The sequence below is a fragment of the Agromyces sp. H66 genome, from assembly GCF_004959775.1.
In the GTDB taxonomy this organism is placed as follows: Bacteria; Actinomycetota; Actinomycetes; order Actinomycetales; family Microbacteriaceae; genus Agromyces.
Genome location: NZ_SJZG01000005.1, coordinates 120092 through 146369, shown reverse-complemented (window position 1 = coordinate 146369; position 26278 = coordinate 120092). Strand labels below are relative to the sequence as shown.

Genomic DNA, 26278 nt, shown 5'->3' with positions numbered 1-26278 from the left:
TTCAAGAGTCGCTCAACTTATAGAGTTTGTGCGCTGACGTCGATAACTTCGGGCGATCGGAGATTCGCCTCACCAATCAGGAGCCCATCCATGGATGACAACGCAATCGTGCCGATCTGGACGCTCGCGACGGGGGAGGTGAGCGTGCCGCGACTCTTCGGCGATGAGGAGATCACGCTGACGCGACTCTCGGAGCTGAGAACCGCTCTCGCTACGCTCGCGGAAACCCCCATTGCGACGCTCGAAGCGCACCCGATGCCGGCCGCGCGGAACCGCACCGGTGGGATCGTGCTGCATGGGACCAGTCCGCTCGCGCAGCAGTTGTCCCAGCTCGTCACGCAGACCGCGAAGTCGGCGCCGGCGAAGGTGAACCTGGCGGAGACAGGCGAGGTGCTCTACCGAATGGTGGTGCCCGCGAAGGTGGCTGCACAGGTGGGTGAGGGTCTCGTGAAGCCGATGGCCTCGAAGGCGGTCGCAGGAGGCGTATACAGCGCACTGCGCGATTCCACCGGCATCGTTGCCAAGGCGACCTTCGTTCCTGTTGCTGGGAAGGCTGCGGTTGCTGGCGCTGCAACCGGTTCGGCCGCCACAGCGGGTGTCGCTGTAGCAACCGCCGGGGCGCTGACCGTGGCTGCCCCGCTCGTGTTGATGGCCGTGGCGGTGAGCCTCAGCGCCTATGCCGATCACCAACGCCAGAAGGCGATCGAGCACATCACCGATCTCCTCGAGCAACTGCACGAGGAGCACCTCGAGCAAGAGCGCAGCGAACTCGACGGCTGTCGCGACGCGATCGACAAGGCGACCTCGATCCTCCTCGACCAGGGCAAGATCGGACTCTCGCTCGGACTGGATTCCTCGGCTTATGCGATCAGTACGGCGATGGAACGCGCGAAGCGCCGACTCGCGAAATGGCAGGAGGCTGTCACCACACTGCCCGACGGTCCGATCGAACTCAGTGCCTTGACGAAAGCATTTCCCGGCATCAACGAGGCTGGCGGCCTGTTCCGCGCCCACCTCGAAATTGCGCGACTCGCGATGGCGCTCAAGCGCCGAGTGCTCGTGCTTCAGGCCGTTGAACATGCCCAGCTCGAGATGGAGGGTAACCCGTTCACGAGTTTCCTCGCGACGTTGCGCGATGACGAACGTCGCATCGAGGAGGTGGAATCGGGCATCAACTCGGTCCTGCTCCGGCTCTCGACGTTAGAGCTCAAGCGCCCTGGCGGGTTCAGGAGCCCAGTGTTCACGCACGGCGAGGTGGACGACCTCCTGAGAACCGCATATCGTCTCCGCTCCTTGGGGGATGACCTGGGCGCGCGGAGTTCGGGAACAGACGCGGTGATCGAGATCGAGCGATCCACCGACGGATCGCTCCGTGTGTTCCCGGCCATCGCTGCCTAACGTGACGGAGGGGTGCGATAGCGTTGCGCTCTCCCGTGATCTTCGCGCGCTAACGCGGAAGGGGCAGAACCGCGTTCACTTCAAGAGCGAGAGCGATTCGGCGCGCAGGAGTCTCATCTCAAGGATGTGCGAAATGAGCGTCGGCGTGGAGGTTACGTCGTCCGAGGCCGTTCCCACCCAGAATCACGGGCGCTCTGCCTCAACGCTCTCGTCGACGACCTCGTCTCCTCAAGCGCGTCACGGCTCTGCTTGGAGCGTGACGCCTCGGTCGAAGCCGCTGACCGGCGACTCGTACGTGACGCTCTCGTGCGAAACGATTCGCTGGGCCTGATCGAGTACCACCACGTGAGCCCTGCCGAGCAGCCAGTGCTCTGGGTCAGCGACGCCGTGGCCTGATGTCAACAGGCCGGCGGGGAGTGGCCACGGCGGATAGAGACGCTCGTCACAGGTATCAGACCGCTCGGTTAACTCCGCGAGCCCGGCTCGTCATACCGTCCGGAAGACTGCCAGGCTCACTTCTCGGGGCTATTGCCCGTCGCGGGATCCAGTGTAGCCACGCCTCGGATCCGCACGGAACCCCGAATGCGAATCTCGTTCACCCACCAACTCAACTGCGGCTCCAACGCCGGAAGGACCCCATTCGATCGGCCGATGAAAGGGGTTATCAGCGCCGCGAGCGTCGCGCGGCGGCATCCACCCATACGCTGGCATCACATCGCCGACAAGGGGACGAACACGTGACCGGATTCTCAGAGGCCGAGTGGGAACAGCTCGCACTCGACACACTTGCCGAGCCGCTGCTGTGGCGGCCAGCCGCAGGTGAGGCCATCGCCCCCGGCACCGACGAGCGCGACTCGTGGAGCGAGCTGCTGATCCGGCCGCGCCTGCTCGTCGCGATGCAGAAGCTCAATCCGGCCGTGCCGGCAACGTACCTGCAGCAGGCGCTCGCCGAGATCGTCGCGCCGAAGTCGCAGGACCCGATCGCCGAGAACCACCGGATCCACGACATCCTCGTCGGCGGCTATCGGCTCAGCTACCTCGACGCCGACGGCACCGAGCACAACCCGACCATCCGGCTCGTCAGCCACGACCCCGACGAGAACGACTGGCTCGCCGTCAACCAGGTCACGATCCGCCAGGGCGACCGCACCCGACGCTTCGACCTCGTGCTCTACCTCAACGGCCTGCCCGTCAGCATCATCGAGCTCAAGAAGGCCGGCACCGAGCGAGCGGATGCCACGTCGGCACACGCGCAGCTCACCACCTACCTTCGCGAGTTCCCGATGGCCTTCCGTTTCTGCGTGTTCGTGCTCGCGAGTGACGGGCTCGAAGCGATCTACGGCACGCCGTTCACGCCGCTCAACCACTTCTCCCCGTGGAACGTGGACGACGACGGCGAACCCGTCGGGTCCAACCGGCAGATCGACGGCGAAACCATCCCCGCGCTCGAGGATTCGCTCAACGGCCTCTGCAACCAGGAGCGGTTCCTGCAGCTCATGCGCGATTACACCGCGTTCGACGAGGGCGACGACGGGCTGGTCAAGCGCATCGCGAAGCCGCACCAGTACTTCGCCGTGTCGAAGGCGGTCGGCGCGACCCGGCAGGCCGTGGCATCCAACGGCAAGGCCGGTGTCGTCTGGCACACGCAGGGCTCCGGCAAGTCGATGGAGATGGAGCTCTACACTGCCCTCGTCATGCGCGAGCCGGCGCTGAAGAACCCCACGGTCGTTGTCATCACCGACCGAAACGAGCTCGACGGTCAGCTCTTCGCCGGTTTCGACCGCAGCCTGCTACTGCCCGAGAAGCCCAAGCAGATCCGGCTGCGACGCGAGCTGCGCGACGAGCTGTCGAACCGCACCACCGGCGGCATCTACTTCACGACCCTGCAGAAGTTCGGACTCAGCAAGGCCGAGAAGGATGCCGGCGTCGAGCACCCGCTGCTCTCATCGCGGCGCAACATCATCGTGGTCGTCGACGAGGCCCACCGGAGCCACTATGACGACCTCGACGGGTATGCGCGCCATCTGCGCGACGCGCTGCCGAACGCCACGCTGATCGCGTTCACCGGCACGCCGGTCTCGTTCGATGAGCGCAACACCCAAGAAGTGTTCGGCGAGTACATCGACATCTACGACCTCAGCCGGGCAGTGGCGGATGGCGCGACCGTGCCCGTCTACTTCGAACCGCGCCTCATCAAGGTGCGACGGGCCGAGGAACTCAGCGAGGAGGAGATCGACCTCGCCGCCGACGAAGCCACTGTCGGGCTCTCCGACGTCGAGCGTGCTCGGCTCGAGGCATCCGTCGCCGTCGTCAACGCTGTGTACGGTGCGCCCGAGCGGCTCGAGGCGCTCGCGGCCGACCTGGTCGCGCACTGGGAGGAACGACGTGAGCGCATGCGGCCGTTCATCGGCGGCCCGGGCAAGGCACTGATCGTCGGCGGCACACGAGAGATCTGCGCGCGGCTCTACGAGCAGATCGTGAAGGTTCGCCCCGACTGGCACTCCGACGACCTCACCGGCGGGCGCATCAAGGTCGTGTACTCGGGCGTGCCGAGCGACCCGTCGCCGATCGTCGAGCATGTGCGCCGCGACAGCGCGAACGCCGCGATCAAGGAGCGCTTGCGCGACGTCGACGACGAGCTCGAGCTCGTGATCGTCAAGGACATGATGCTCACCGGCTTCGACGCGCCGCCGCTGCATACGCTCTACCTCGACCGCCCGTTGAAGGGTGCGCTGCTCATGCAGACGCTTGCGCGCGTGAACCGCACGTTCCGCGGCAAGGAGGACGGGCTGCTCGTCGGGTACGCGCCGATCGCTGAGAACCTGAGCGCTGCGCTCGCCGAGTACACGGTCACCGATCAGAAGACGAAGCCGGTCGGGCGCGACATAGATGAGGCGGTGTCGCTCGCGGTGCAGCTCGTCGAGCGGGTGCGTGGCCTGGTGGCGGGGTACGACTGGCGCGCGAAGCTCGCCGAAGGCGGGTCGAAGGCGTTCCTCAACGCGGTGAGCGGCACGGTCGCGCACCTCCGTGACCTGCAGAATCCGCTGAACGATCCGAAGCTCGAGGGCGAGACGCTCGCCGCGCAGTACCGCCGATTCTCGGGGCAGCTCGCGCGCGCGTGGGCGCTCGCATCGGGGCAGAGAACGATGCTGGAGTACCGCGAGGAGATCGGCTTCTACGAAGAGGTCCGTGTCTGGATGGCGAAGTTCGACGCCGCCGAGCGCAAAGCGTCCGGTCAGCCGATTCCCGAGGACATCCAGCGGCTGCTCGGCGGCCTCATTGCACAGGCGACGGATGCCGGCGACGTCGTCGACATCTACGAGGCCGCCGGGATGCCGCGACCGTCGCTGTCGCAACTGACGCCCGAGTTCGCGCGTCGCGCCCAGCAGGCACGCAACCCGCAACTCGCGATCGAGGCGCTGCGCGACCTTCTGCTCGAGGAGTCGGCCGCGGTCTCACGAGGGAATCTCGTGCGCGAGCGCGCGTTCTCAGCGCGGATCGCCGAGCTCATGAACAAGTACACGAACCAGCAGCTCACCTCGGCCGAGGTCATCGCCGAACTCGTCGAGCTGGCGCGCGAAGTGGCGGCCGAGGGCAACCGCGGGCAGCACTTCTCGCCGCCGCTCAACGACGATGAACTCGCGTTCTACGACGCCGTCGCCCAGAACGAGTCGGCAGTCGAGATCCAAGGTGAGAGTGTTCTCGCCGAGATCGCTCGCGAACTCGTCGCGATCATGCGCCGCGATGTGCGCACCGACTGGACGGTGCGGGCGGACGTGAAGGCGAAGCTGCGTTCGTCGATCAAACGGCTACTCGTGCTGAAGGGGTATCCGCCCGACAAGCAGCCGGAGGCCATCAAGCTCGTGATGGAGCAGATGGAGTCGATGGCGCCGCGGTACTCGGACGAGCGGGATATCCCATGAAGAGGGGGACTGTCCTGACGATGGGTCTGCTGTACCGAGCTTCGGAGGTAGTTGATGACTGACAATGCTGCAGAATCGCTTCGATACTGCCACTCGTGCGGCGCCGGAGCAGGAGATGGCGCGCTTTTCTGCTCGGCTTGCGGAACGTCTCTCTCGACCGTGCCAGGTGGGCAGAGTGTTTCGGGTGGTAGAGATGTCCACGCGCGCGACATCATTCAGGGTACCCACGTCACGATTCACAATCCCGGCGCGAACTTCGAACCAGAGCCGCCTGGCGTTTCCACGAAATGGACCTGGCGAAGTCCTCTGACCCAGGCCGCGCTGGCGTGGCTCAGCGCTCTCATGGGCGTCGCAAGCCTCTTCGCCGGCTATCAGGGAACGATCGCTCTGATCGAGGGTCCAGTTCGAGCGGACGGGCTCGACCATTCCGAATCAGGGGGCCTTTCGGACATCGTTCCTGCAGGCGTATCGTCGCCATGGCTACTGGTGTTCGCCGCCGCGATGGTCCTGATGATGATTGCCCTGATGCTCCACAGGATCGCGAGGCATCAACTTCTCATCGTTGGTCCGAGTTTCCTCCCAGCGCTCATCGGATGGGGTCGCAGAATTGGACTCGCGAAGCTCGTAGGAGCCTGCACGAAATGCGGTGCGAGACTCCATTTCTACAACAAGCCCACAGAATGGATCATCGACAATTCGGGCTCGCGGAGGGTGACCAAGCGCCAGATGGTGGCCGAGTGCGAGGCCGAGCCCGAGTACCACGTATGGCCCCTCGACCGCACGACGCGGCCATGAGGTGCACCAAGTAGCGGACCAAGCCCCGTCCAGCGCAGGAGCCTGACTTCCGCAGCGAGAGTGCACATCGAGCGGGCACGGCGGCCGGATCGAACGGGCGCAGATGCAGGGTCGCACCCTGCATCTGCGACTTCTCGATTACGACCATGCCGCGCCATGTGGGCCGCCCCGATCGAACGGGCGCAGATGCAGGGTCGCACCCTGCATCCGCGACTTCTCGATTCCGGGCGGGCGCGCGCCGCGCGCTGCGCGCGGCGCTCCTCAACCCGCGAAGCGAGGCGGCCTACGCCGACGCGCGCCGCACGAGCCGCGTCGGCATGAGGTTGCGGTGCGGCACGTCGGTCTCGCCGGCGAGCACGCGCAGCAGCAGGTCGGCCATCTCGAAGCCCATCTGCTCCGACGGCTGGTGCACGGTCGTGAGGGGGATGGCCGACGAGGTCGCGGCGGGGCTGTCGTCGAAGCCGACGACAGCGACGTCCTCGGGCACGCGGCGCCCGCGTTCGCGCAGCACCGAGAGCGCGCCCGTCGCCATGAGGTCGCTCGCGACGAACAGCGCGTCGAGGTCGGGCACCCGGTCGAGCAGGCGCCGGGTGGCGGCCACGGCGCCCGAGACCGACCAGTCCGCCGTCTCCACCGCATCGGCGGGCAGCCCGGCCACCGCCATCGCGCGCCGGAACCCCTCGAGCCGGTCGACGCCCGCGGGCATGTCGAGCGGGCCGGTGATGCTGCCGATGCGGTGGCGCTTGATCGCGATGAGGTGCTCGGTGCCCGTCATGCCGCCCTCGACGTTGTCGACGTCGACGTAGGTCTCGTCGTCGGACTCGTGCGAGGGCCGGCCGCCGAACACCATCGGCACCGAGTCGAAGGCCTCCCACAACGCGTCGTCGCCCTCGTGGTGCGACACGACGAGCGCACCGTCGACCACGCCCGAGCGCAGGTAGCGCAACGCTTTCCGGCCCGGATCGTTGCTGGCGACGAGCAGGTTCAGCAGGTACTCGCTGTCATCGAGCCGGCGCGTGATGCCCTGCACGATGGCGGCGAAGTACGGGTCGCCGAAGAACCGCGTGGTGTCTTCGGGCACGACGAGCGCGATCGCCTGGGTCGTGCGGCTCGCGAGCGAGCGCGCCGCACGGTTGGGCACGTAGTTGAGCTTGGCGATGGCCGCGTTCACGGCGCGCACGACGTCGGGGCTGACCTTCGGCGACCCGTTGACGACGCGGCTCACGGTCGCGCGCGAGACCTTCGCCTCGCGCGCGACCGCCTCGAGCGTCGGTGCGGCGGGCCGTGCGCGTACTCCACCCCGTTGCATGTCGGTCAGTCTATTTGCGTCGTCCGGGCAGCAGGCGTTCAGTCGACGGATGCCGCGGGCGCACCGGATGCCGCGGGCAGGCCGCGCTCGCGGATGACGCGCTGGTACGCCCGCCCGCTGTCCTTCACCGTGCGCTCCTGCGTGTCGTAGTCGACGCGCACGAGCCCGAACCGCTTGTCGTAGCCCCACGCCCATTCGAAGTTGTCGAGGATCGACCAGTAGAAGTAGCCGTGCACGGGCGTGCCCTCGTCGATGGCGTCGAGGATCGACGAGAGGTGGCCGAGCAGGAACTCGGTGCGCTCCACGTCGTGCACGACGCCGTCGGGCGACACGACGTCGTCGTAGGCCGCGCCGTTCTCGGTGACGAACAGGCGCACGCCCGCCGGGCCCGAGTACTCGCGGTGCACGCGGCCGAGCAGTTCGCGCAGGCCGTCGGGTTCGACCTCCCAGCCCATGACCGTCTGCGGCAGGCCCTGGGAGTGGAAGTGCACGCCCTCGGCGGCCGGATACGGTGACCGCGTGGGCCGGTCGGTGGGTGCGTCGCCGGCGTGCGGCTCCGCCGCCGGGCGAGCGCTTACGAACTCGCCGTGGTAGTAGTTCACGCCGAGCGCGTCGATCGGCGTCGAGATGATCTCGAGGTCGCCCGGCATGATGACGTCGCGCAGGCCGAGGTGGCCGACGTCCGCCAGCAGGTCGCCTGCGTAGTGCCCGCGGAAGATTGGGTCGAGGAACACCCGGTTGAACTGCCCGTCGATGCGCCGGGCGGCGTCGAGGTCGGTCGGGTCGCCTGGGTCGACCGGCCGAGCCACCGTGAGGTTGAGCGTGATGCCGAGGTCGAGCGACGCGTCGCGCTCGCGCAGCGCCTGCACGGCGAGGCCGTGGCCGAGCATCAGGTGGTGCGCCGCCGCGAGGCCGGCCGCGACATCCTGCCGCCCCGGTGCGTGCGCGCCGCCCGTGTAGCTCAGGAACGACGAGCACCACGGCTCGTTCAGCGTCGTCCAGATCTTCACGCGGTCGCCGAGCGCGTCGTGCACCGAGAGCGCGTAGTCGCGGAACCGGAACGCGGTGTCGCGGTTCGTCCACCCGCCCAGCTCCTCGAGTGCCTGCGGGAGGTCCCAGTGGTAGAGCGTGAGCCACGGCGTGATGCTCGCCTCGAGCAGTTCGTCGACGAGGCGCGAGTAGAAGTCGACGCCCTTCGGGTTCACCGGTCCGCCGTCGGGGCGCACCCGCGCCCAGGACGTCGAGAACCGGTACGAGTCCAGGCCGAGTTCGCGCATGAGCGCCACGTCGTCGCGGTAGCGGTGGTAGTGGTCGCACGCGACATCCCCGTTGTCGGCGTTGATCACCGCACCGGGCACGCGGCTGAACGCGTCCCAGATCGAGTCGGTGCGCCCGTCTTCGTGGGCGGCGCCCTCGATCTGGTACGCCGCGGCGGCGGCCCCGAGGAGGAAGCCCTCGGGGAATGGCCGAACGGCTGCGGCGGTCGGGGTGGTTTCGAGGTGGACGATGGTCATCCCTTGACGGCTCCTTGCATGATTCCTGAGACGAGCTGCTTGCCGGCGAAGACGAACAGCAGGAGGAGGGGAATGGTCGACAGCAGCACGCCGGCGAGCACGATGGAGAAGTCCACGAAGTGGTTGGACTGCAGCAGCGAGAGCGCGACGGGCAGCGTGGGATTGCTGCGATCGAGCACGATGAACGGCCAGAAGAAGTTGTTCCAGGCCGTGACGAAGGTGAAGAGGCCGAGCATGGCGGCGGCCGGGCGGGCGGCGACGACGCCGATGGTCCAGAAGGTGCGGATCATGGATGCCCCGTCGACGCGTGCGGCCTCAATGAGCTCGTCGGGCACCGACTGGCGCAGGTACTGAGTCATCCAGAACACGCCGAACGCGCTCGTGATCGACGGGATGATGATCGCTCCGATGTGGCCCGTCCAGCCGAGGTCGGCGAACAGGATGTACAGGGGCACGACGCCGAGCTGCATGGGCACGGCCATCGTCGCGACGACGAACACCAGCAGCGGCTTCGAGCCCGGGAACCGCAGCTTCGAGAACGCCCAGCCGGCGAGCGTCGAGGTGACGACGACGGATGCCGCGATCAGCGCCGAGCTGTAGATGGAGTTCCACAGGGCCGGCCAGAAGTTCACGGCCGGGTCGTTCACGACCGTCGTCGCGTTGGCGAGGAAGTTGCCGCCCGGGATCCACGACATGTCGGGGTCGTTGATGGTCGACGAGTCGCCCGACCCGATGAGGAACGACCAGTAGAAGGGGAACAGCGACGCGATGAGCACGACGCCGAGGCCCGCGTAGACCCAGAAGCCGGCGCGCACGCCGCGGATGTGCCGGGTGCGCGTGCGAGTCCGAGGGCTGCCGGGTGCGCTGCCCCCGGAGCCGCCGGCGGTCGTGACGCTGCGGGTGTCGAGTGCGGTCATGGCTATCGCCGCCCTTCGTCGCGCACGAGTCGCCTCGTGACGAGCAGGTTGATCAGTCCGATGAGCAGGATGATGAGGAACAGGATCCAGGCGAGCGCCGCCGCCCGGCCGAAGTTCCACTGGCCCCAGCCGATGTCGTAGAGGTAGAGCGTGATCGTGAGCCACTGCTGGCCTGCGCCGCCACGGCCGAACTGGTCGTACATCCGAGGCTCGTCGAAGATCTGCAGGCCGCCGATCGTCGCCGTGATGATCACGAAGATGAGCGTCGGCTTCAGCGACGGCAGCGTGATGCTGAAGAACTGGCGGAAGGGACCCGCGCCGTCGACGGTGGCGGCCTCGTAGTAGTCGCGCGGGATCGCCTGCATGGCGGCGAGGAGGATGAGCGTGTTGTAGCCCGTCCAGCGGAAGTTCACCATGGTCGCGATGGCGATGTGGCTCCAGAACGGGTCCTTGTGCCACGGGATGGGCTCCATGCCGAGGTTCGTGATCACGTTGTTCACGAGGCCGTGGTTGTCGCCGAACATGTTGCTGAAGATGAGCGCGACGGCGACGGGCGCCATGACGAACGGCACGAGCACGCCCATGCGCCAGAAGGTCTTGGCGCGGATGTTGCGATCGAGCATCGCGGCGATGAACACCGCGGCGATCAGCTGCGGCACGCTCGAGAGCAGGAAGATGCTGAACGTGTTGCGCAGTGCGGTCCAGAAGTGCGCCTGGCCGAGGATCCAGACGTACTGGTCGAACCCGATGAACTCGCCCGAGTTGCGCACGAGGTCCCAGTCCATGAACGAGATCACGGCGGTGAACGCGATCGGGAACAGCCCGACGATCGCGAACATGATGAAGAACGGCGAGATGTAGAGGTAGGGCGAGACCTTGAGGTCCCAGCGGCTGAGGCGCTGGCTGAACGAGATGACGCGCGGCGCCCGCGGCGGGCGGCTCGTCGGTGGCGCCGTCGGGCGCGTCGCGGTGGCGGTCACGGATGCTCCTGGGAGTCGCGTCTGATCTGGGGAGAGGGGGAAGGTGCGGGCCGCGCTGGGGGCGCGGCCCGCACCGTTCGATCAGAAGGCGCTGACCTCGGTGACCCAGGTGTTCCACGAGGTCTGCTGGTCCTCGACGCCGTCGAAGACGCGCGTGACCGCGTTCTGGAGTGCGTCGTGGAACTGGAAGAACTTCGGTCCCTTGAAGGTGGCGACCGTCACCGCCTCGGCGCGGGCGATGCCGATCTCACCGGTGGGGGCGTTGTTGAAGTACTCGTTGGTGAAGCCGGTGAGGTCCTCGTCCTCGTACGCCTCGGACTGGCTCGGGAACGTGCCGGCGTTGGCGAACGCCTTGACCTGCTGCTCGGGGGCCGTCAGCCAGTCGGCGAGCTTGAGCGCCTCCTCGACGTGCTTGCCGTTGGCGGGCACGGTCAGGTAGGAGCCGCCCCAGTTGCCGCCGCCGCCGGGGAAGACGTCGGCGATGTCCCAGCCGGTGACCTCGGGGGCGTTGCCCGAGATGACGCCGTGCATCCAGCCGGGGCAGAGCATGGCGGCGAACTCGCCGTTGGCCATCGAGGCGAACCAGTCGTCGCTCCACTGGCCGGCGTACGCCGAGATCGGCACCGCGCGCTCGACGACCGTGTTGTAGGCGTCCTCGATGTCGGCGTTCTCGGTGGCGACGATGGTGCCGTCGGGCTCCTCGTAGGCGGTCTCGAGCTGGTTCACGATGCCCTGCAGCACCGAGTTGGCCGAGTCGATGAAGGGCTTGCCGGTCGCGGCCTTGTACTGGTCGGCGACGTCGAAGAAGTTCGTCCAGTCGCCGTCGAGGAGCGCGGCGACGTCGGCGCGATCGGTCGGCAGGCCCGCGGCGGCGAAGAGGTCGGAGCGGTAGCACACGCCCTGCGGGCCGATGTCGGTGCCAAAGCCGACGAGGCGGTCGTCGGCGTCGGTGGCGGCGGCCTCCTTCCAATCGAGCCAGCGGCCCTTCGCGCTGTCGGGCACCTCGGCGAGCAGGTCGGAGTACTGCATCGCCTCGGTGAACCAGTCGACCTCGACGGCTTCGATGTCGGCGAGGCCCTCCTTGCCGAGCTTCTGGAAGTAGTTGGCGCGGGCGTCGTTGGAGGTCGCGGCCCGGTTGTGCACGATGGTGACGTTCGGGTTCTCGTCCATGTACTCCTGGAGGAGTTCGTCGGTGTACCCGAAGTCGTTGAACGTGGCGATGGACAGTTCGACGTTGCCGCCGTCGTCCTCGGCGTCGGCCGACGGCGCGCAGCCGCTGGCGAGGAGGGCGATGGATGCGGCGCCGGCTACTGCCGCGATCGCCGTGGTGCGTCGTGAAAGTTTCACGGTCACTCCCTTGTGTGCGTGGTGTCGGAATGGTCACGTGAGGACGCGCTCAAACTCGGTGGTGAGAGCGCTCTCACGGTGTGCACGGCGATGGTAGCGGGGTACGATCCGCAATGTCAAGAGAGCGCTCTCATGCGTGGTGCGCCGGTCGCGGCGGAACTCGCCCGGGCGGTGCCCGCGACCCTGCCCAGTCTGGGGCGCACCCACCCACGCTGGCGCGGGGGAGGTCGGGCGTACACTCGAACGGTGTCCGCGAGCCAGTACCGAGATCCATCCGATCGCGTGAGGCAGAACCGTCGCCTCGCGATCGCGATCTCGCTGAGCCTCGTGCTCGTGGCCGTCAGCGCCGTCGTCGTCGGAATGGTCGCGGGCGCAGCGCCCGACGACGACCCCACCGCGGGCGCCGCCTCCGAGACCCCCACCCCGCGCCCCGAGCCCGCCGTGGAACCGCCGCCGGCGTCGATCGACACGTTCGACCGGGCGGCCCACTCGATCGACGACCCCGCGAGCATCTGGGTCGTGGTCAACAAGCTTCGTCCGATCAATCCGCAGGACTACGAGCCCGCCGATCTCGTCGACGTTCCCGTCGAGTACACGAACGAGCCGTTGCTCCGGCAGGAGGCATCCGACGCCGTGGTGGCGATGTTCCAGGCCGCCTTCGACGAGGCCGGCCTCGAGCTCGCCTCGAACAGCGCGTATCGCTCGTACTTCGCCCAGGAGAACATCTACGACGGCGACGACCTGACGACGGCCCGGCCCGGGTTCAGCGAGCACCAGACCGGCCTCACGATCGACATCGGGCCGCTGTCGGGGGAGTGCTCGCTCGAGGAGTGCTTCGGCGAGACGCCCGAGGGCATCTGGCTGCGCGACAACGCGTGGCGGTTCGGCTTCATCCTCCGGTACCCGGCCGACAAGACCCCGGTCACCGGGTACTCGTTCGAGCCGTGGCACTTCCGCTACGTCGGCGTCGACCTCGCCACCGAGATGCGCGAGACCGGCGTGACCACCCTCGAGGAGTTCTTCGGACTCCCGCCCGCGCCCGAGTACGGCTGAGCCGATGACGCAGCCGAGTGTCGAGCACGTGCCGCGAACCGAGCGGATGCCGCGTCGCGGGGTCTCGCTCACGGTGCTCATCGTCAACCAGCTGCTCGCCGGCGTCGGCGTGGCATCCGGCATGGCGCTCGCGGCCATCCTCGTCGCCGACCTCACCGAGGTGACGGCCATGGGCGGACTCGCGCAGTCGGCGAGCGTGCTCGGCGCGGCGCTCGCCGCCGTGCCCCTCGCGCGCCTGGCCGTGCGGGCCGGCCGCAACATCGCGCTCGCCACCGGCTATGCGTGCGCGTTCGCCGGTGCCGTGCTCGTCATCGTCGCGGCGACGAGCGGCTGGGCGCCGCTGGTCTTCGTCGGGCTCGCGGCGTTCGGCGCTGCGGCGGCCGCGGGGCTGCAGGCCCGGTTCGCGGCGACCGAGATCGCCGCGCCGGGCTTCGAGGCCCGATCGATGTCGCTCGTGCTCTGGGCCACCACGATCGGCTCGGTGGCCGGCCCCCTGCTCTCCGAGGTCGGCGACGAGTTCGGCCGTTCGCTCGGACTGCCCGCGCTCGTCGGCCCGTTCCTCTTCTCGGCGACGGCATTCGCGCTCTCGGGAATCCTCGTCGGCACGCTCCTGCGCACGCCCCGGGCGGGGCACCTCGAGACCGACGACCGCGCCGAGGGGGCGCGGGTCGAAGGGGCGCGGGTCGAGGAGGCGCCCAGCGCCGTCCCGAAACCCGCACCGACTCCCGCGCGCATCGGCGCATGGCAGGCGCTCCGCACGGCGGTGCGCAACCCGACCGCCCTCGTCGCGATCCTCGCCATCGTGTGCTCGCACACCGTCATGGTCGGCGTCATGGTCATGACCCCGATCCACATGACCCAGCACGGCCTGTCGATCGGGCTGGTCGGGATCGTCATCAGCATCCACATCCTCGGCATGTACGGGGCGAGCCCGCTCATGGGCTGGCTCGTCGATCGCATCGGCTCGACGCGTGTCATCGCCATCGGCGCCGCGATCCTCCTCACGGCCACGACCATCGGCATCCTCGCTCCCGGCGACGACGTGCTGCTCGTGCCGCTGGCCCTCGGACTGCTCGCTCTCGGCTGGTCGGCGGGGCTCATCGGCGGGTCGACCCTGCTCACGACCACGGTCGACGAGCGCCTGCGCGTGCCGCTGCAGGGGGCGACGGATGCCGCGATGAACGTGGCGGCCGCGGCATCCGCGGCACTCTCGGGGCTCGTGCTCGGAATCGGCGGCTTCGCGGGGGTCAACGTGGTCGCGATCATCGTGCTCGTGCCACTGGCGATCGCGGGCCTGCGGCTCAGCATGATCGGCCGACGCGCCGCTGCCTGAGCGGGGCTCCGCCGCTCGCGTCCATCGTTCGAATCGCGGACGAGCGCCTGAACGCGCTCCCACGGTCCTCCCAGCGTTCGAGAGGGAACCTCACAAAAACGCGTGATGGGCTGACGTGTCCCCCTTTCTGCCGACACGGAATCCCCTCACTGTGCCCGATACCCCCGAATACCCTGACCTTCCCCTGCGCCGACGCTCGACCTTCCGCATACCCGAACCCCGCCCCGAACTCCTTCCGCAGGCGGCGCTCCACCCGAACGGGGCGCACGTCGCCGATGGCGATGCCGCCACCGCGGACCCCGCGGCCGAGCGGCCGGATCGTCGCGAAGCCGGCCGTCCCGGTCGACCCCGTCACCGTGCGGAGCGGGTGCGCAACCGGCGCGCCGGCGGCGTACGTCGGGCCGTCGCCCTCGGCTGGGCGTCCGCCATCATGGGCGTGAGCGCGTTCGGCGCGGTCGCGGCATCCGCCGACGACGACCGCAGCGCGATGGCCGCCGCAACCGACTCGCCCGGCGCGTCGAGTGCGCCAGCGGGCGACACGATCGCCGCAGCCGAGGTCGCGGTCGACGAGGGCCCCACCGTGACGAGCGATCTCTCGGTCGCCGCGGCGCCCTTCACGGGCGGCACCCAGGTCACCGTCACCGGTGAGCAGCTCGACGAGGTGGCGTCGGTCGTGGTCGGGGGCGCTCCGGCGACGATCGTCGCGGCCGAGGTCGAGCAGCTGACGTTCGCGGTCCCGTCGGTGGCCGACACGGCGCTCGGCACGTCCGTCGAGGTGCAGTTCGCGGATGCCGCGGGCCGGCCGGTCGAGGTGGAGGTGCCGACCGGCGTGGTCGCCGCGGGCACGTCGGTGGTGCAGCCGCTCGAGGGCGAGCTCACCGGCGCTGCGGAGCCCGAGGTCCCGGCGGAGCCGCGCACGCTCGCGCTCACCTACACGAGCGACCCGCACATCGACGCCCAGGTCGGCTACGTCCTCACGTACTGGAGCAGCTACAACTCGGCGGTGTACCCGGTCATCTCCGGGTACGACTGCGCGAACTTCGCGAGCCAGTCGCTCATCGCCCGCGGCTGGACGATGGACGGCGGCTGGTACCTCGATGGCGGCACCGGGGCGATGTCGCCGAGCTGGTCGAGTTCGACCGCCCTGCGCGACTACCTGTACACGCGACCCGACCGCGCCACCGAGCTGAGCGACGCGCAGCGCGATCTCGTCAAGGTCGGCGACATCGCGCAGTTCGACTGGGACTCGTCGGGCGACCGCGACCACACGGCCGTCGTGACGCGCGTGGAGCGCTCGGCCACGGGCACGAAGGTCTGGGTCGGCGGCCACACCAAGGACGCGGACTACTGGGACGTCGACACGGCCCTCGCGACGGGCGGAGGCTCGGTCACCTACTTCTCGATCCGCTGAGACGGACCACCTCTCGTGCGGCGGTCTCCGCCGGCGCGTTCGAGACGCCGATGTCTCCGATCACGACGACGCGCATGAACCCGTCCTTGCGCCCACTGTCAAGGCGTGGATGGAATCCCCGATCTGCCCAAGTATCATCCACAGCACCTTCACCGCTCCGGCGGTGGAGTCGTGGCACCACCGAGGGGAGGCAGCGTGGGAGTCCAGACCGCACTCGACGCCGTCCTGGCAGCACCGTCCATCGTCGACGCCATGCGACTCGCCGACGACCTGGCCTTCGAGACCGGTCGCGACCCAGGGGTCCGCACGCTCCGGGTGCTCGCTCAGGCACTCCGCGGCGACGACGAGATCGCCGCGATCGCCGCGACCCACGCGCTCGCCGAGATGTTCGACCGCGAAGCCGGCCGGATGCTCGTCGGCCTGCTGTCGGACGAGCGTGCCTTCCTGCGCGAACACGCGGCCTGGGCGCTCGGCTCGGGCCTTCCGCGCGCCGACGCGATGGGCGCACTCCTCGGCATGGTGGTCGACGGGGGATTCACCGGCATGCTGGCGCAGCACACCCTCGAGCGGTGGTCGGCGGCGACGGCCGAGCAACTGGTCGTCGGCGTCGAGGGGGCGCTCCTCGGCGTCGCCGCACCCGAAGCGCGGGCACGACTCGTCGAGACCCTCGGGCTCGTACGGCACTCCGTCGCAGCTGCACCGCTGCTGCGGCTGGCCGCAGATGCCGCCGAAGCCGAGGTCGTTCGGATCGCCGCGATGTCGGCGATCGGGCAGCGCCCACCCGACGAGCGGGTCGTCGACCTGCTCGAGGATGCGTCCGCCGGTCACGACCCCCTCGGCGACGTCGCACGTCTCGCCCTCGTCGACCTCGCCGCTCCGCGCGGGCCCGAGCCCGACCGGGCACACGGGCTCACGATCGCCCAGCTCTTCCTGCACGCCGACATCGATCCGCTGCTCAGTTCCGCGGGGTCGGGTGACAACGGCGGCATCGCGACGCTTCTCGTGCGACTGGGGGATGCGCTCGCGCGTGACGGAACGAGCGGCGGGCAACGCGTCATCACCCTGTCGCGCGGGTCGGCGCTCGATGCCGCCGCCGACCTTCCCGCGATCCGCGATGCCGAGCACGGGCACGTCTACGGGCGCATCCCGCTCCTCCGCGATCCCGTGCCGTCGACCGCGGCGTGGCCGCTGCGGGTGGTGATCCGCCGCGGCATCCGACGGATCCTCCGTGCAGCCGGACGCGTCGACGTGCTGCACCTGCGGATGGCCGATGTCGGCAGCCTGGCGGCGGCGGATGTCGCGCGGGAGCTCGGGATCCCGGTCGTCTTCACGGTCGCCCCCGATCCGCACGCGGTCATCGACTCGCTGGATCGGTCGGGTGCCATGACGCGGGAGTCGTTCGGCCGGATCGACCTCGCCGAGCACTTCTGGTTCCGCACGCGTCTCGTGCAGAACCTCGCGGCGAACTCCGCGCACACGGTGTTCTTCCCGAGACCGCGCCTCGAGGAGGACATGCAGCGCCTCGTCGGCATCGACCTCACCGTGCATGCCGAGCGCCACACGATCGTGCCCGAGGGCGTCGACCTCGACACCATCGATGCGGCGCTCGCTGAGGCCTCGGCGCACGCGCGTGGCGCCGAGCCCCGACCGGCGCTGCGCGAGCTGCGCGGCCTGGTCGAATCGCTCGCGCCCGATCGTCGTGGGCTGCCCCTCATCGTGAGCGTCGGGCGACTGCACCGCGTGAAGGGCATGGCGGCCCTGGTCGAGGCGTGGTCCCGCGACCCGCTCGCCCGACGCGCCAACCTGCTCGTGATCGGAGGCGACCTCGACCGGCCGTCACTCGACGAGCGTGAGCAGCTCGACCTCATCGAGGCCATCGTGCCCGCGGCCGAGCGGGCGCGCGCGGGACTCCTGCTGCCAGGGCATCGGGCCAACGACATCGCCGCGCGCTGGGTCGCCGCGGCGCGATTCGGGATGCCCGGTCTCACCGCACCGGGCGGCGTCTACGCGTGCGCCAGCATCAAGGAGGAGTTCGGGATCGCGCTCGTCGAGGCGATGGCGACCGGGCTCTTCGTCGTCGCCCCCGACGGCGGCGGACCCGCCACGTACGTCGAGCACGGTGCGACCGGGCTGCTCACGGCGACGTGGGATGTCGCCCGGCTCCATGAAGCGCTCGACGCGGCGGTGTCGGCCGTCGAGTCCGAGCCCGATGACGCCCGAGTCGAACGGTCACGGGCGATGGTGCGCGATCGATTCACGATCCAACGGATGTCGGCCGCCCTCGGCGAGGTGTACCGCGGAGTGGCGCTCGATGAAGCCGCCCTGCTCGAGCGGGTCGACGTCGTCCGATGACCCTGCTCGTCGTCAGCCCCGACTACGCCTCGCATCTGCTGCCGCTCGCGACCCTGGCGACGGCATGGCGAGAGCGGGGTGAGCGCGTCGTCGTCGCCAGTGGACCGGCGACGGCCGATCTCGTCGCCCGCTTCGGCTTCGAGCGCCGCGACCTTCGACTCGGTCGGGGATCGAACCCGGGGGTCACCAGTGCGGAGCAGCAGCAGGTCGACGAACGCGATTCGCTCCTGGGGTTCTTCGAGGCGACCCGCCGCGGCGCCGTGCCGACGCTGAAGTACCAAGCCGAGGAGCGGCTCACCGACCTCATGTGGCGGCCCGTGGAGGCCGCGCGCGCGACGCGGCGCGTCGTCGACGATGTGTCGCCCGACGAGATCGTCGTGGACCACCTCGCCTTCAGCGCGCGCCTGGGCCTCACCACCGCCGGGATCCCGTACGGCGACGTCGTGCTCGGACACCCGTCGGCGCTCCCCGTCGGCAGCGAGGTGTACGGGTTTCCGCCGGCGTGGCCGCAGGCGTTCCACCCGCGCGATGACGAGCTCGAGGAGCTCCGCGGGCTGTGCGAGCGGGTGTCGGCTCGCTTCACCGACGAGTGGAATCGAGCCGCCCGGGAGCTCCGGTCCGACGCCCTGCCGAGCCGCGATGCGTTCGCCGAGCACGGCCCCATCGTGCTCTACAACTACCCCGAGGACCTCGCCGATGACGGGCGCCGTGCCATCCTGCCGCCGCACCGCTTCCTCGGCTCGATGCGACGCACCGAGCCCGTCGACACCGAGGTCGAGGACTGGCTGTCGGCGTCCGGCTCGTTCGTCTACGTGAGCTTCGGCAGTTTCCTCTCGGTGCGCGGCGATGTGCTCCGGCGAGTGGCCGACGCGCTCCGCGCGCTCGACGTGCGTGCGGCGATCGCGACGGGGTCGACGGATGCCGCGGAGCTGGGCGAGCTTCCCGCCGACTCGCTGGTGCGCGACTACCTGCCGCAGGTGCGACTGCTCGGTGAGGCCGCCGCCGCCGTGACGCACGGCGGCAACAACTCCGTGACCGAGGCGCTCGGGTCGGGAGTGCCGCTCGTGGTCCTGCCGTTCTCGACCGACCAGTTCGCCGGTGCCGCCGCCGTCGAGCGGAGCGGCTTCGGGGTCGCCCTCGATCCGAATGCGGCATCCGCCGACGATCTCGCGCGCGCCATCGGGCAGGTGCTCGGGCTCGACGCCGAGACGAGGGCCGGGCTGGATGCCATGGCAGCTCGTCAGGCGGCGAGACCGGGTCCGGAGCGGGCGTTCGCCGCCCTCAGGGCCTGACCCTCCGCGACGAGCGTCTCGTGGGCGAGACGCTGCTGCGCTCGTTCCTCAACCCGCGGCGCCGAGTGCCTCGCCCACGACGACCTTCGCCTCCGCCTGCACCTTCGCCAAGTGCTCGGGCCCCTTGAACGACTCCGCGTAGATCTTGTACACGTCCTCGGTGCCGCTCGGGCGCGCCGCGAACCACGCGTCGGCCGTCGCCACCTTCACTCCGCCGATCGCCGCGTCATTGCCGGGCGCGTGCGAGAGCTTCGCGGTGATCGGCTCGCCCGCGAGCTCGGTCGCCGCAATCGAGTCGGCGGTGAGCCTGCCGAGCGCCGCCTTCTGCGCGGGGGTGGCCGCGGCATCCGTTCGCTCGTAGGCCGGGTCGCCGAATCGCTCGACGAGCTCGCGGTACAGCTCCGACGGCGACTTGCCAGTGACCGCGCGGATCTCGGACGCGAGCAGGCACAACAGGATGCCGTCCTTGTCGGTCGTCCACACGGTGCCGTCGAACCGCAGGAACGAGGCGCCCGCGCTCTCCTCGCCGCCGAATCCGACCGAGCCGTCGAGGAGCCCGGGGACGAACCACTTGAATCCGACCGGCACCTCCCAGAGCCGGCGGCGCAGGTGGTCGGCGACGCGGTCGATCATCGAGCTCGAGACGAGCGTCTTGCCCACCGCGGCATCCTTCCGCCATCCGCTGCGATGGCCGAAGAGGTACTCGATCGCCACCGCGAGGTAGTGGTTCGGGTTCATGAGCCCGCCGTCGGGCGTGACGATGCCGTGCCGGTCGGCGTCGGCGTCGTTGCCGGTGAGGATGTCGTAGTCGTCGGCGTGCGCGAGCACCGACGCCATCGCGTGCGGGCTCGACGGATCCATGCGGATCTTCCCGTCCCAGTCGAGCGTCATGAACGACCAGGTGGGATCGACCATCTCGTTCACGACCGTGAGGTCGAGGTCGTAGCGGTCGCGGATCGCGTCCCAGTAGTGCACGGATGCCCCGCCGAGGGGGTCCGCGCCGATGCGGATCTTCGCGCGGCGGATCGCGTCGAAGTCGATGATGTTCTCGAGGTCGGCCACGTACTCGCCGCGGAAGTCGTAGGTCTCGACGCCGCTCGGCTCGGCCTGGTTCACCTCGCGCAGGCCGCCGGCGATGAGCTCGTTCGCCCGGTTCGCGATCCAGCTCGTGGCATCCGAGTCGGCAGGGCCCCCGTGCGGCGGGTTGTACTTGATGCCGCCGTCCTGCGGCGGGTTGTGGCTCGGCGTGATGATGATGCCGTCGGCCTCGCCCTCGGCTCGTTTCGCCGGGTCGTTGTTCCACTTCAGGATGGCGTGGCTCAGGGCCGGCGTCGGCACGAAGTCGTCGAACTCGTCGGCGAGCGCGCGTACGCCGTTGCCGACGAGCACGTCGAGCGCCGTCGTGAGCGCGGGCGCGCTGAGGCCGTGCGTGTCGGCGCCGATGAAGAGCGGACCGGTGATGCCCTGCGCCGTGCGGTAGTCGACGACGGCCTGGGTGACGGCGAGGATGTGGTCCTCGTTGAAGCTCGTCGTGAACGACGAACCGCGGTGGCCCGAGGTGCCGAACACGACCCGCTGCCCGGGCACCGAGGCATCCGGTTTCCGTTCGTAGTAGGCCCTGACGAGGGCCTCCACGTCGATGAGGTCGGACTCGGTCGCCGGGGTTCCCGCTCGCTCGTGCATGTGCTCCAGTCTGCCCCGCCCGCGACCTGGCTTCCACAATTCAGGAAGGTGCGCGTCACTCACGGAACCCCGTGTTCGCAATTCAGGAACGGGGCGCTCAGATCGATGAAACCCCAATCCAGAATTCAGGAACGCTCGACCCACCTCACGCGGTCACGAGGGAAATCGGAGCGGGAGACGGTGTCGACTCCCCGTGCCTACCTGAATTCTGCACAACCGCGCTCCTGAATTCTGCACAACCGCGCTCCTGAATTCCGTACGGTGGTCAGACGAGGGCGTGCAGCCCGGAGGCCACGGTGTAGATCACGAGGCCCGCGAGCGCGCCGACGACGGTGCCGTTGATGCGGATGAACTGCAGGTCCCGCCCCACCTGCAGCTCGAGCTTCTCGGTGGTCTCGCGGGGATCCCAGCGCTCGACGGTCTCGGTGATCACCCCGGCGATCTCGTGGCGGTAGCTCCGCACGAGGTACTCCGCGGCATCCGTCACCCACTCGTCGACCTTGGCGGCGAGCTCGTCGTCGGTCGTGAGTCGCGTGCCGACCTCGATGAGCGCCTGCCGCAGGCCGGCGCGCAGATCGCTCCCGGGGTCGGCGAGCGCGGTCTCGAGCGTCGCCTTGATGCTCGCCCACGCCTCGCCCGCGAACTCGCGCACGCGCGGGCTCTCGAGCAGGTCGGCCTTCAACTGCTCGACGCGGGCGATCATCGCGGGGTCGTGCTGCAGGTCGTCGGTGAACTCGGCGAGCCACCCGTCGACGGCCTCGCGCAGCGGATGCTCCGGATCCCCGCGCACCGACCGCACGAACGCGAGCACCTCGCGGTAGGCGCGGTCGTCGACGAGCCCGCCCACGAAGGACGGCACCCACTTCGGCAGCCGTTCGGAGACCATGCTGCCGAACGCCTCGGGGTGCGCGGCGAGCCATCCGTCGGCCTTCTCGAGCACCACGTCGATCGCGGCGCGATGCTGCCCGGCGGCCACCAGGCGCGTGCCGATGCGACCGATCGCCGGCGACCACTCGGGCTCGAAGAGATGGCGTCGCGCGAGCTTGTCGATGACGTCCTCGACGTCGTCGTCGCCGAGCAACTCCAGGATGCCGCGCCCGGCCGCCGCCGCCTCGGCCGTGAGCCGCTCGGCGTGCCGGGGCGTCGCGAGCCACTCGCCGAGTCGTCGGCCGATCTGCATCGAGCGGAGCTTGCCGAGCACCACGTCGTCGGAGAGGAACTCGTTCTCGACGAACGCGCCGAGGGTCGCACCGATCTCGTCCTTGCGCCTCGGGATGATCGCGGTGTGCGGGATGGGAATGCCGAGCGGATGCCGGAACAGCGCGGTCACCGCGAACCAGTCGGCGATCGCGCCGACCATGGCGCCCTCCGATGCGGCGCGCACGTACCCGAGCCAGGGGATCTCGTTCTGCAGCGTGAACGACACCGCGAACACGACGGCGACGGCGAGCAGCAGGCCGACCGCGACGCGCTTCATCCGTTGCAGCCCCGCGAGCCGTTCGGCGTCGGTCGGCAGCGTCCGGCGTCGCGTCGTGGCATCCGACCTCCCGCTCATCGACGCACCCCCTCGGATGCGATTCTGCCCGACCGGCCGGAGAACGCTCCGATCTGGACGGCGCGGTCGCATCGTTCGCCGGTTCCCGTGAGGATCTCACCCCCGAAGGTGGGTCGCGGATGCCTCGCGGAGGGCGTAGCTTTCGCGCTGAGTCCCACGTCGATCCCGGGGCCCGCCCGCGGCGGGACGAAGAACGCCTCACCGGTCAGCGCGTATCCGCGCCCGAGTCCCGGAGGTTCTCATGCCCGAATTCGCCGATACCCCGTCGAAGGCCGGCCGCCGTCGGACGCCCTCGCGCCGCGCTCTCGTCTCGGTCCTCGCCGGTGGCGGACTCATCATCGCCGGCACGCTGGTCGGCGGCCCGCCCGCGGTCGCCGCGCCCACCACCCCGCTCACCGTCACCATCATGAGCGTCGACGGGGTCGGCGACGACCTCGACGGCACCGGCCGCAGCGACGCCGACCTCTACGCCGGCGTGGAGTTCGGCACCGGCACCGTCTCGGCCTTCCGAACGGCGACGCCGAGCTTCGAGACGCATGTCGACGATGAGCCGAACATCACGCCGTTCTGGCCGATCACCGGCCTCGTGGACGTCTACACCGTCAACGGCGTGCCGACCGCGAAGGTGACGCTCTCGATCTGGGACCACGACGACTGCGACACGGCGTTCTGCACCGACACGGGCGTCTTCGAGTCCGATGACGACCAGCTCGACGTCAAGCCCGGCGCGGGCGAGACCGTCGAGCTCACCATCGACATGGGCAACGGTCGTTGGTCGGGGGATGTCGCGTGGCCGGCGAACTGCGTCACGGGCGACGGCGGCGAGGCGGTGAAGGCGTGCTTCGACGTGAGCGTCGACTCCGCGTCCGGCGACGCCGACGGCGACGGGCTGCTCGACGGCTGGGAGCGGAACGGCTTCGACGCGGACTCGGACGGCGCGGTCGACGTCGACCTTCCCGGGTTCGGCGCCACCGTCGGACACCGCGACCTGTTCCTCGAGCTGGACTACTCCACCGGGCAGGCGCCCCGGCGCGACGACATCCAGGCCATGCGCGACGCATTCGCCGACGCACCCCTCGGCAACCCCGACGGCGTGACCGGCGTGCGGTTGCACGTCGACACCGGGCCGCTCGTCGACACGACGGTGCGCAAGAACCAGCCGCTCGGCACCTGCTCGGACGGCATCGACAACGGCGGCGACGGACGCATCGACGCCGCCGACCCCGACTGCGACAACGTCGCCGCGGGGACCTCGGGAGAGTACCTCGAGACCAGTACCGAGGATCCCGGACCCGCGAACTGCACGAACGCGGATGCCGGCGACCCGACCTGCCTCGTCGGCGACGACCTCGGCGGCGGCAACCTGCTGCCGCAGCACCTGAACAACTGCGGCGTGGACGCGGTGTTCTACAACGCCAAGAACGGCGGCGGCGCGTTCCCGACGGCGAACTTCGACCCCGACCGGAGATGGATCTTCCGTTACGCGATCAGCACGCAATCCGATCAGGACACCGACGGAGCCGGGCCCGACACCGGGTGCGGATCCGGCGGACAGGGTGAGATCGGCGGGAACGACTTCGTCGACTTCAACCACGACGGCGGCACCGTCATGCACGAGCTGGGCCACACCCTCGGGCTCCGGCACGGCGGCAACGAGAACGGCAACTGCAAGCCGAACTACGTGAGCATCATGGACTACGACGAGCAGTTCGGCATCGCCCGCGCCGGCGGCGGGGCGATCATCGACTACTCGCCGCCGCGCATCGACCTCGACGGCGACCCGCACGGCGCCGCGCCGCTGTCGCAGCTCGTCGAGAACGCGCTCGATGAGAACGTCGTGCTCGACTCGGCCGACAACCGGAACCTCATCGTGTTCAAGGACGGCACGGGTGCCCGGCGCAGCGGGCCGCTGACGGGCGGCGTCGACTGGAGCGGGAACACCGCGATCTCGGCGCCCGGCACGATCGAGGCCCCGACCAACATCAACGGCTCGAGCCCGCCCGGTCCGACCCCGGCTCCGCCGGCTCCGGCACCCCAGCAGCCCGCCGCGTGCGCGTCGAACACGTCGACCACCGACACGCTGAACGGCTTCCACGACTGGAACGCGATCTCGATCCCGTTCCGTCAGTTCGGCGACTCGAGCGACGGCGCCCTGAACCCGGCCGACGAGATCCTGCCGACGATCGCCGATCGCGACGTCATGATCGCCCAACTGAACACGGCCGACGTGAGCGTGTCGCTCGCCGACGGCCCCGACCCGGTCGGCGCAGGCGAGCAGTTCACCGTGACCGCCACGGCGACGAACACCGGACCCAACCCGGCGAATTCGACGGAGGTCACCGTGACCGTGCCGAGCGGCCTCGATGTCGTGAGCACGAGCGTGACCTGCGTCACGTCCGCGAGCACGGTTCGCTGCAACCTCGGCAGCATCGCCGCGACGGCATCGCGGTCGTTCCAGGTGGTGCTCGGCGTCCCGGCCGGATTCCTCTACCCCGACGCGACGCGCGCGGTGACGACGACGGCGTCGGTCGACAACCTGGCCGGTCCCGACCCGAACGCGGCGAACGACACCGCATCGACGACCACGAAGGTCATCACGAAGGCCGACGTCTCGGTCACCGACGTTCGGGCGGCCGCGCCGCTCGAGATCCTCGTCGGGCAGACCGGGCAGGCCGCGGTGGCGGTGGATGTCGCGAACGCTGGCCCCACGAGCCCGGTCGACGCGCGTGTCGACGTCTCCGTCTCGGGCGACGGCGGACTGCTGATCTCGCCGACCGCGGCGAGTGCCGGCGTGACCGCGCTCGCCATCGGCGCCGGGCAGACGGCGACGCCGGCGGCGTTCGACGTGACGTGCACCGCTCCCGGCTACCAGTCGATCTCGGTGTCCGCGACGATCGTGCTCACCGCGACCGACGCCGTCGACCCGGTTCCGGCGAACAACCAGGACTCCGTCCAGCTGACGGTCGACTGCGTGGTGCCGATCGCGATCAACGTGCGCCCGGGCGGCTGGCCGAACTCGATCAACCTCAACACCGATGCCACGCTCGCGGCCCTCACGACGAAGTCGGGGGAGTACGGGCTGCCGATCGCGTTCGACGCCACGACGATCGACCCGTCGAGCGCCCGGTGGGGCCTGCGCGACGCGGTCTTCAACACGGCGACGGTGAGCGGGGCGCCCGAGATCCACTCCGCGGTGCACCGCGAGCGCTCGTACGAGCCCGACGACCGCACCCGCGATCGCGATCTCGATGGCGTGATGCACTTCAAGCCGAGTGACAGCGGCATCACCTCGGCCACCACGGAGGCGTGCCTCAAGGTGTCGTTCCGGGCCGCGGGCGGCGCCACGTACCGGGGGCTCGGCTGCGACGCGGTGCGCGTGGTGTCCTGACGGCACCGCGCGGCACTCGGGCCGGCCG

At 69.6% G+C, this 26278-nt stretch carries 16 protein-coding genes; 9 read left to right on the top strand and 7 right to left on the bottom strand.

Annotated elements, in window-relative coordinates; all coding sequences use genetic code 11:
• Positions 1–90 precede the first annotated feature (90 nt).
• The 3 genes from EZM51_RS10535 to EZM51_RS10525 all read left to right on the top strand — a co-directional run bounded on the left by EZM51_RS10535 (position 91) and on the right by EZM51_RS10525 (position 6116).
• The gene (locus EZM51_RS10535) at positions 91–1398 is read left to right on the top strand and encodes a hypothetical protein (RefSeq protein ID WP_136708210.1); all 1308 of its coding nucleotides are present in this window, start codon (positions 91–93) and stop codon (positions 1396–1398) included.
• A gap of 737 nt (positions 1399–2135) precedes the next feature.
• A complete protein-coding gene (locus tag EZM51_RS10530; RefSeq protein WP_248305589.1) occupies positions 2136–5321 on the top strand; it encodes a type I restriction endonuclease subunit R in 3186 nt (1061 codons plus the stop codon).
• A 54-nt stretch (positions 5322–5375) separates the two neighbouring features.
• Positions 5376–6116 (top strand): zinc ribbon domain-containing protein, encoded by a 741-nt coding sequence (locus EZM51_RS10525; RefSeq protein WP_136708208.1) that lies wholly within the window; start codon positions 5376–5378, stop codon positions 6114–6116.
• A gap of 283 nt (positions 6117–6399) precedes the next feature.
• Here EZM51_RS10525 and EZM51_RS10520 read toward each other — a convergent pair whose 3' ends face one another.
• The 5 genes from EZM51_RS10520 to EZM51_RS10500 all read right to left on the bottom strand — a co-directional run bounded on the left by EZM51_RS10520 (position 6400) and on the right by EZM51_RS10500 (position 12183).
• Positions 6400–7425: a LacI family DNA-binding transcriptional regulator gene (locus EZM51_RS10520; protein ID WP_136708207.1), complete on the bottom strand. Its 1026-nt coding sequence runs from the start codon at positions 7423–7425 to the stop codon at positions 6400–6402.
• 38 nt (positions 7426–7463) lie between these two features.
• On the bottom strand, positions 7464–8939 hold the full coding sequence (locus tag EZM51_RS10515) for a GH1 family beta-glucosidase (protein ID WP_136708206.1): 1476 nt from the start codon (positions 8937–8939) through the stop codon (positions 7464–7466).
• Positions 8936–9856 (bottom strand): carbohydrate ABC transporter permease, encoded by a 921-nt coding sequence (locus tag EZM51_RS10510; protein WP_136708205.1) that lies wholly within the window; start codon positions 9854–9856, stop codon positions 8936–8938. Before EZM51_RS10510 ends, EZM51_RS10515 begins: the two co-directional genes overlap by 4 nt.
• A 2-nt stretch (positions 9857–9858) precedes the next feature.
• Positions 9859–10836, bottom strand: a complete 978-nt coding sequence (locus EZM51_RS10505) for a sugar ABC transporter permease (protein WP_136708204.1) — start codon at positions 10834–10836, stop codon at positions 9859–9861.
• A gap of 81 nt (positions 10837–10917) precedes the next feature.
• Positions 10918–12183 (bottom strand): ABC transporter substrate-binding protein, encoded by a 1266-nt coding sequence (locus EZM51_RS10500; RefSeq protein WP_211195880.1) that lies wholly within the window; start codon positions 12181–12183, stop codon positions 10918–10920.
• Between the two features lie 246 nt (positions 12184–12429).
• Between EZM51_RS10500 and EZM51_RS10495 the strand changes: the two genes are divergently transcribed.
• From EZM51_RS10495 to EZM51_RS10475, 5 genes are all read left to right on the top strand, one after another.
• The gene (locus EZM51_RS10495) at positions 12430–13236 is read left to right on the top strand and encodes a M15 family metallopeptidase (RefSeq protein WP_248305588.1); all 807 of its coding nucleotides are present in this window, start codon (positions 12430–12432) and stop codon (positions 13234–13236) included.
• 4 nt (positions 13237–13240) lie between these two features.
• Positions 13241–14569: an MFS transporter gene (locus EZM51_RS10490; protein ID WP_248305587.1), complete on the top strand. Its 1329-nt coding sequence runs from the start codon at positions 13241–13243 to the stop codon at positions 14567–14569.
• A gap of 367 nt (positions 14570–14936) precedes the next feature.
• Positions 14937–15980: an amidase domain-containing protein gene (locus EZM51_RS10485; RefSeq protein ID WP_136708202.1), complete on the top strand. Its 1044-nt coding sequence runs from the start codon at positions 14937–14939 to the stop codon at positions 15978–15980.
• A gap of 195 nt (positions 15981–16175) precedes the next feature.
• A complete protein-coding gene (locus EZM51_RS10480) occupies positions 16176–18332 on the top strand; it encodes a glycosyltransferase (protein ID WP_136708201.1) in 2157 nt (718 codons plus the stop codon).
• On the top strand, positions 18329–19624 hold the full coding sequence (locus EZM51_RS10475) for a glycosyltransferase (protein WP_136708200.1): 1296 nt from the start codon (positions 18329–18331) through the stop codon (positions 19622–19624). The genes EZM51_RS10480 and EZM51_RS10475 overlap by 4 nt, the downstream gene beginning before the upstream one ends.
• Positions 19625–19672: 48 nt before the next feature.
• Here the strand turns inward: EZM51_RS10475 and pgm are convergent, their stop codons facing one another.
• Entirely contained in the window at positions 19673–21307 is a 1635-nt protein-coding gene (gene pgm / locus EZM51_RS10470; protein ID WP_136708199.1) for a phosphoglucomutase (alpha-D-glucose-1,6-bisphosphate-dependent), read from the bottom strand.
• 265 nt (positions 21308–21572) lie between these two features.
• Entirely contained in the window at positions 21573–22862 is a 1290-nt protein-coding gene (locus tag EZM51_RS10465; protein ID WP_136708198.1) for a DUF445 domain-containing protein, read from the bottom strand.
• A 241-nt stretch (positions 22863–23103) separates the two neighbouring features.
• On the opposite strand from EZM51_RS10465, the gene EZM51_RS10460 reads away from it, so the two are divergent.
• Positions 23104–26250, top strand: a complete 3147-nt coding sequence (locus EZM51_RS10460; RefSeq protein ID WP_136708197.1) for a DUF11 domain-containing protein — start codon at positions 23104–23106, stop codon at positions 26248–26250.
• Positions 26251–26278 lie beyond the last annotated feature (28 nt).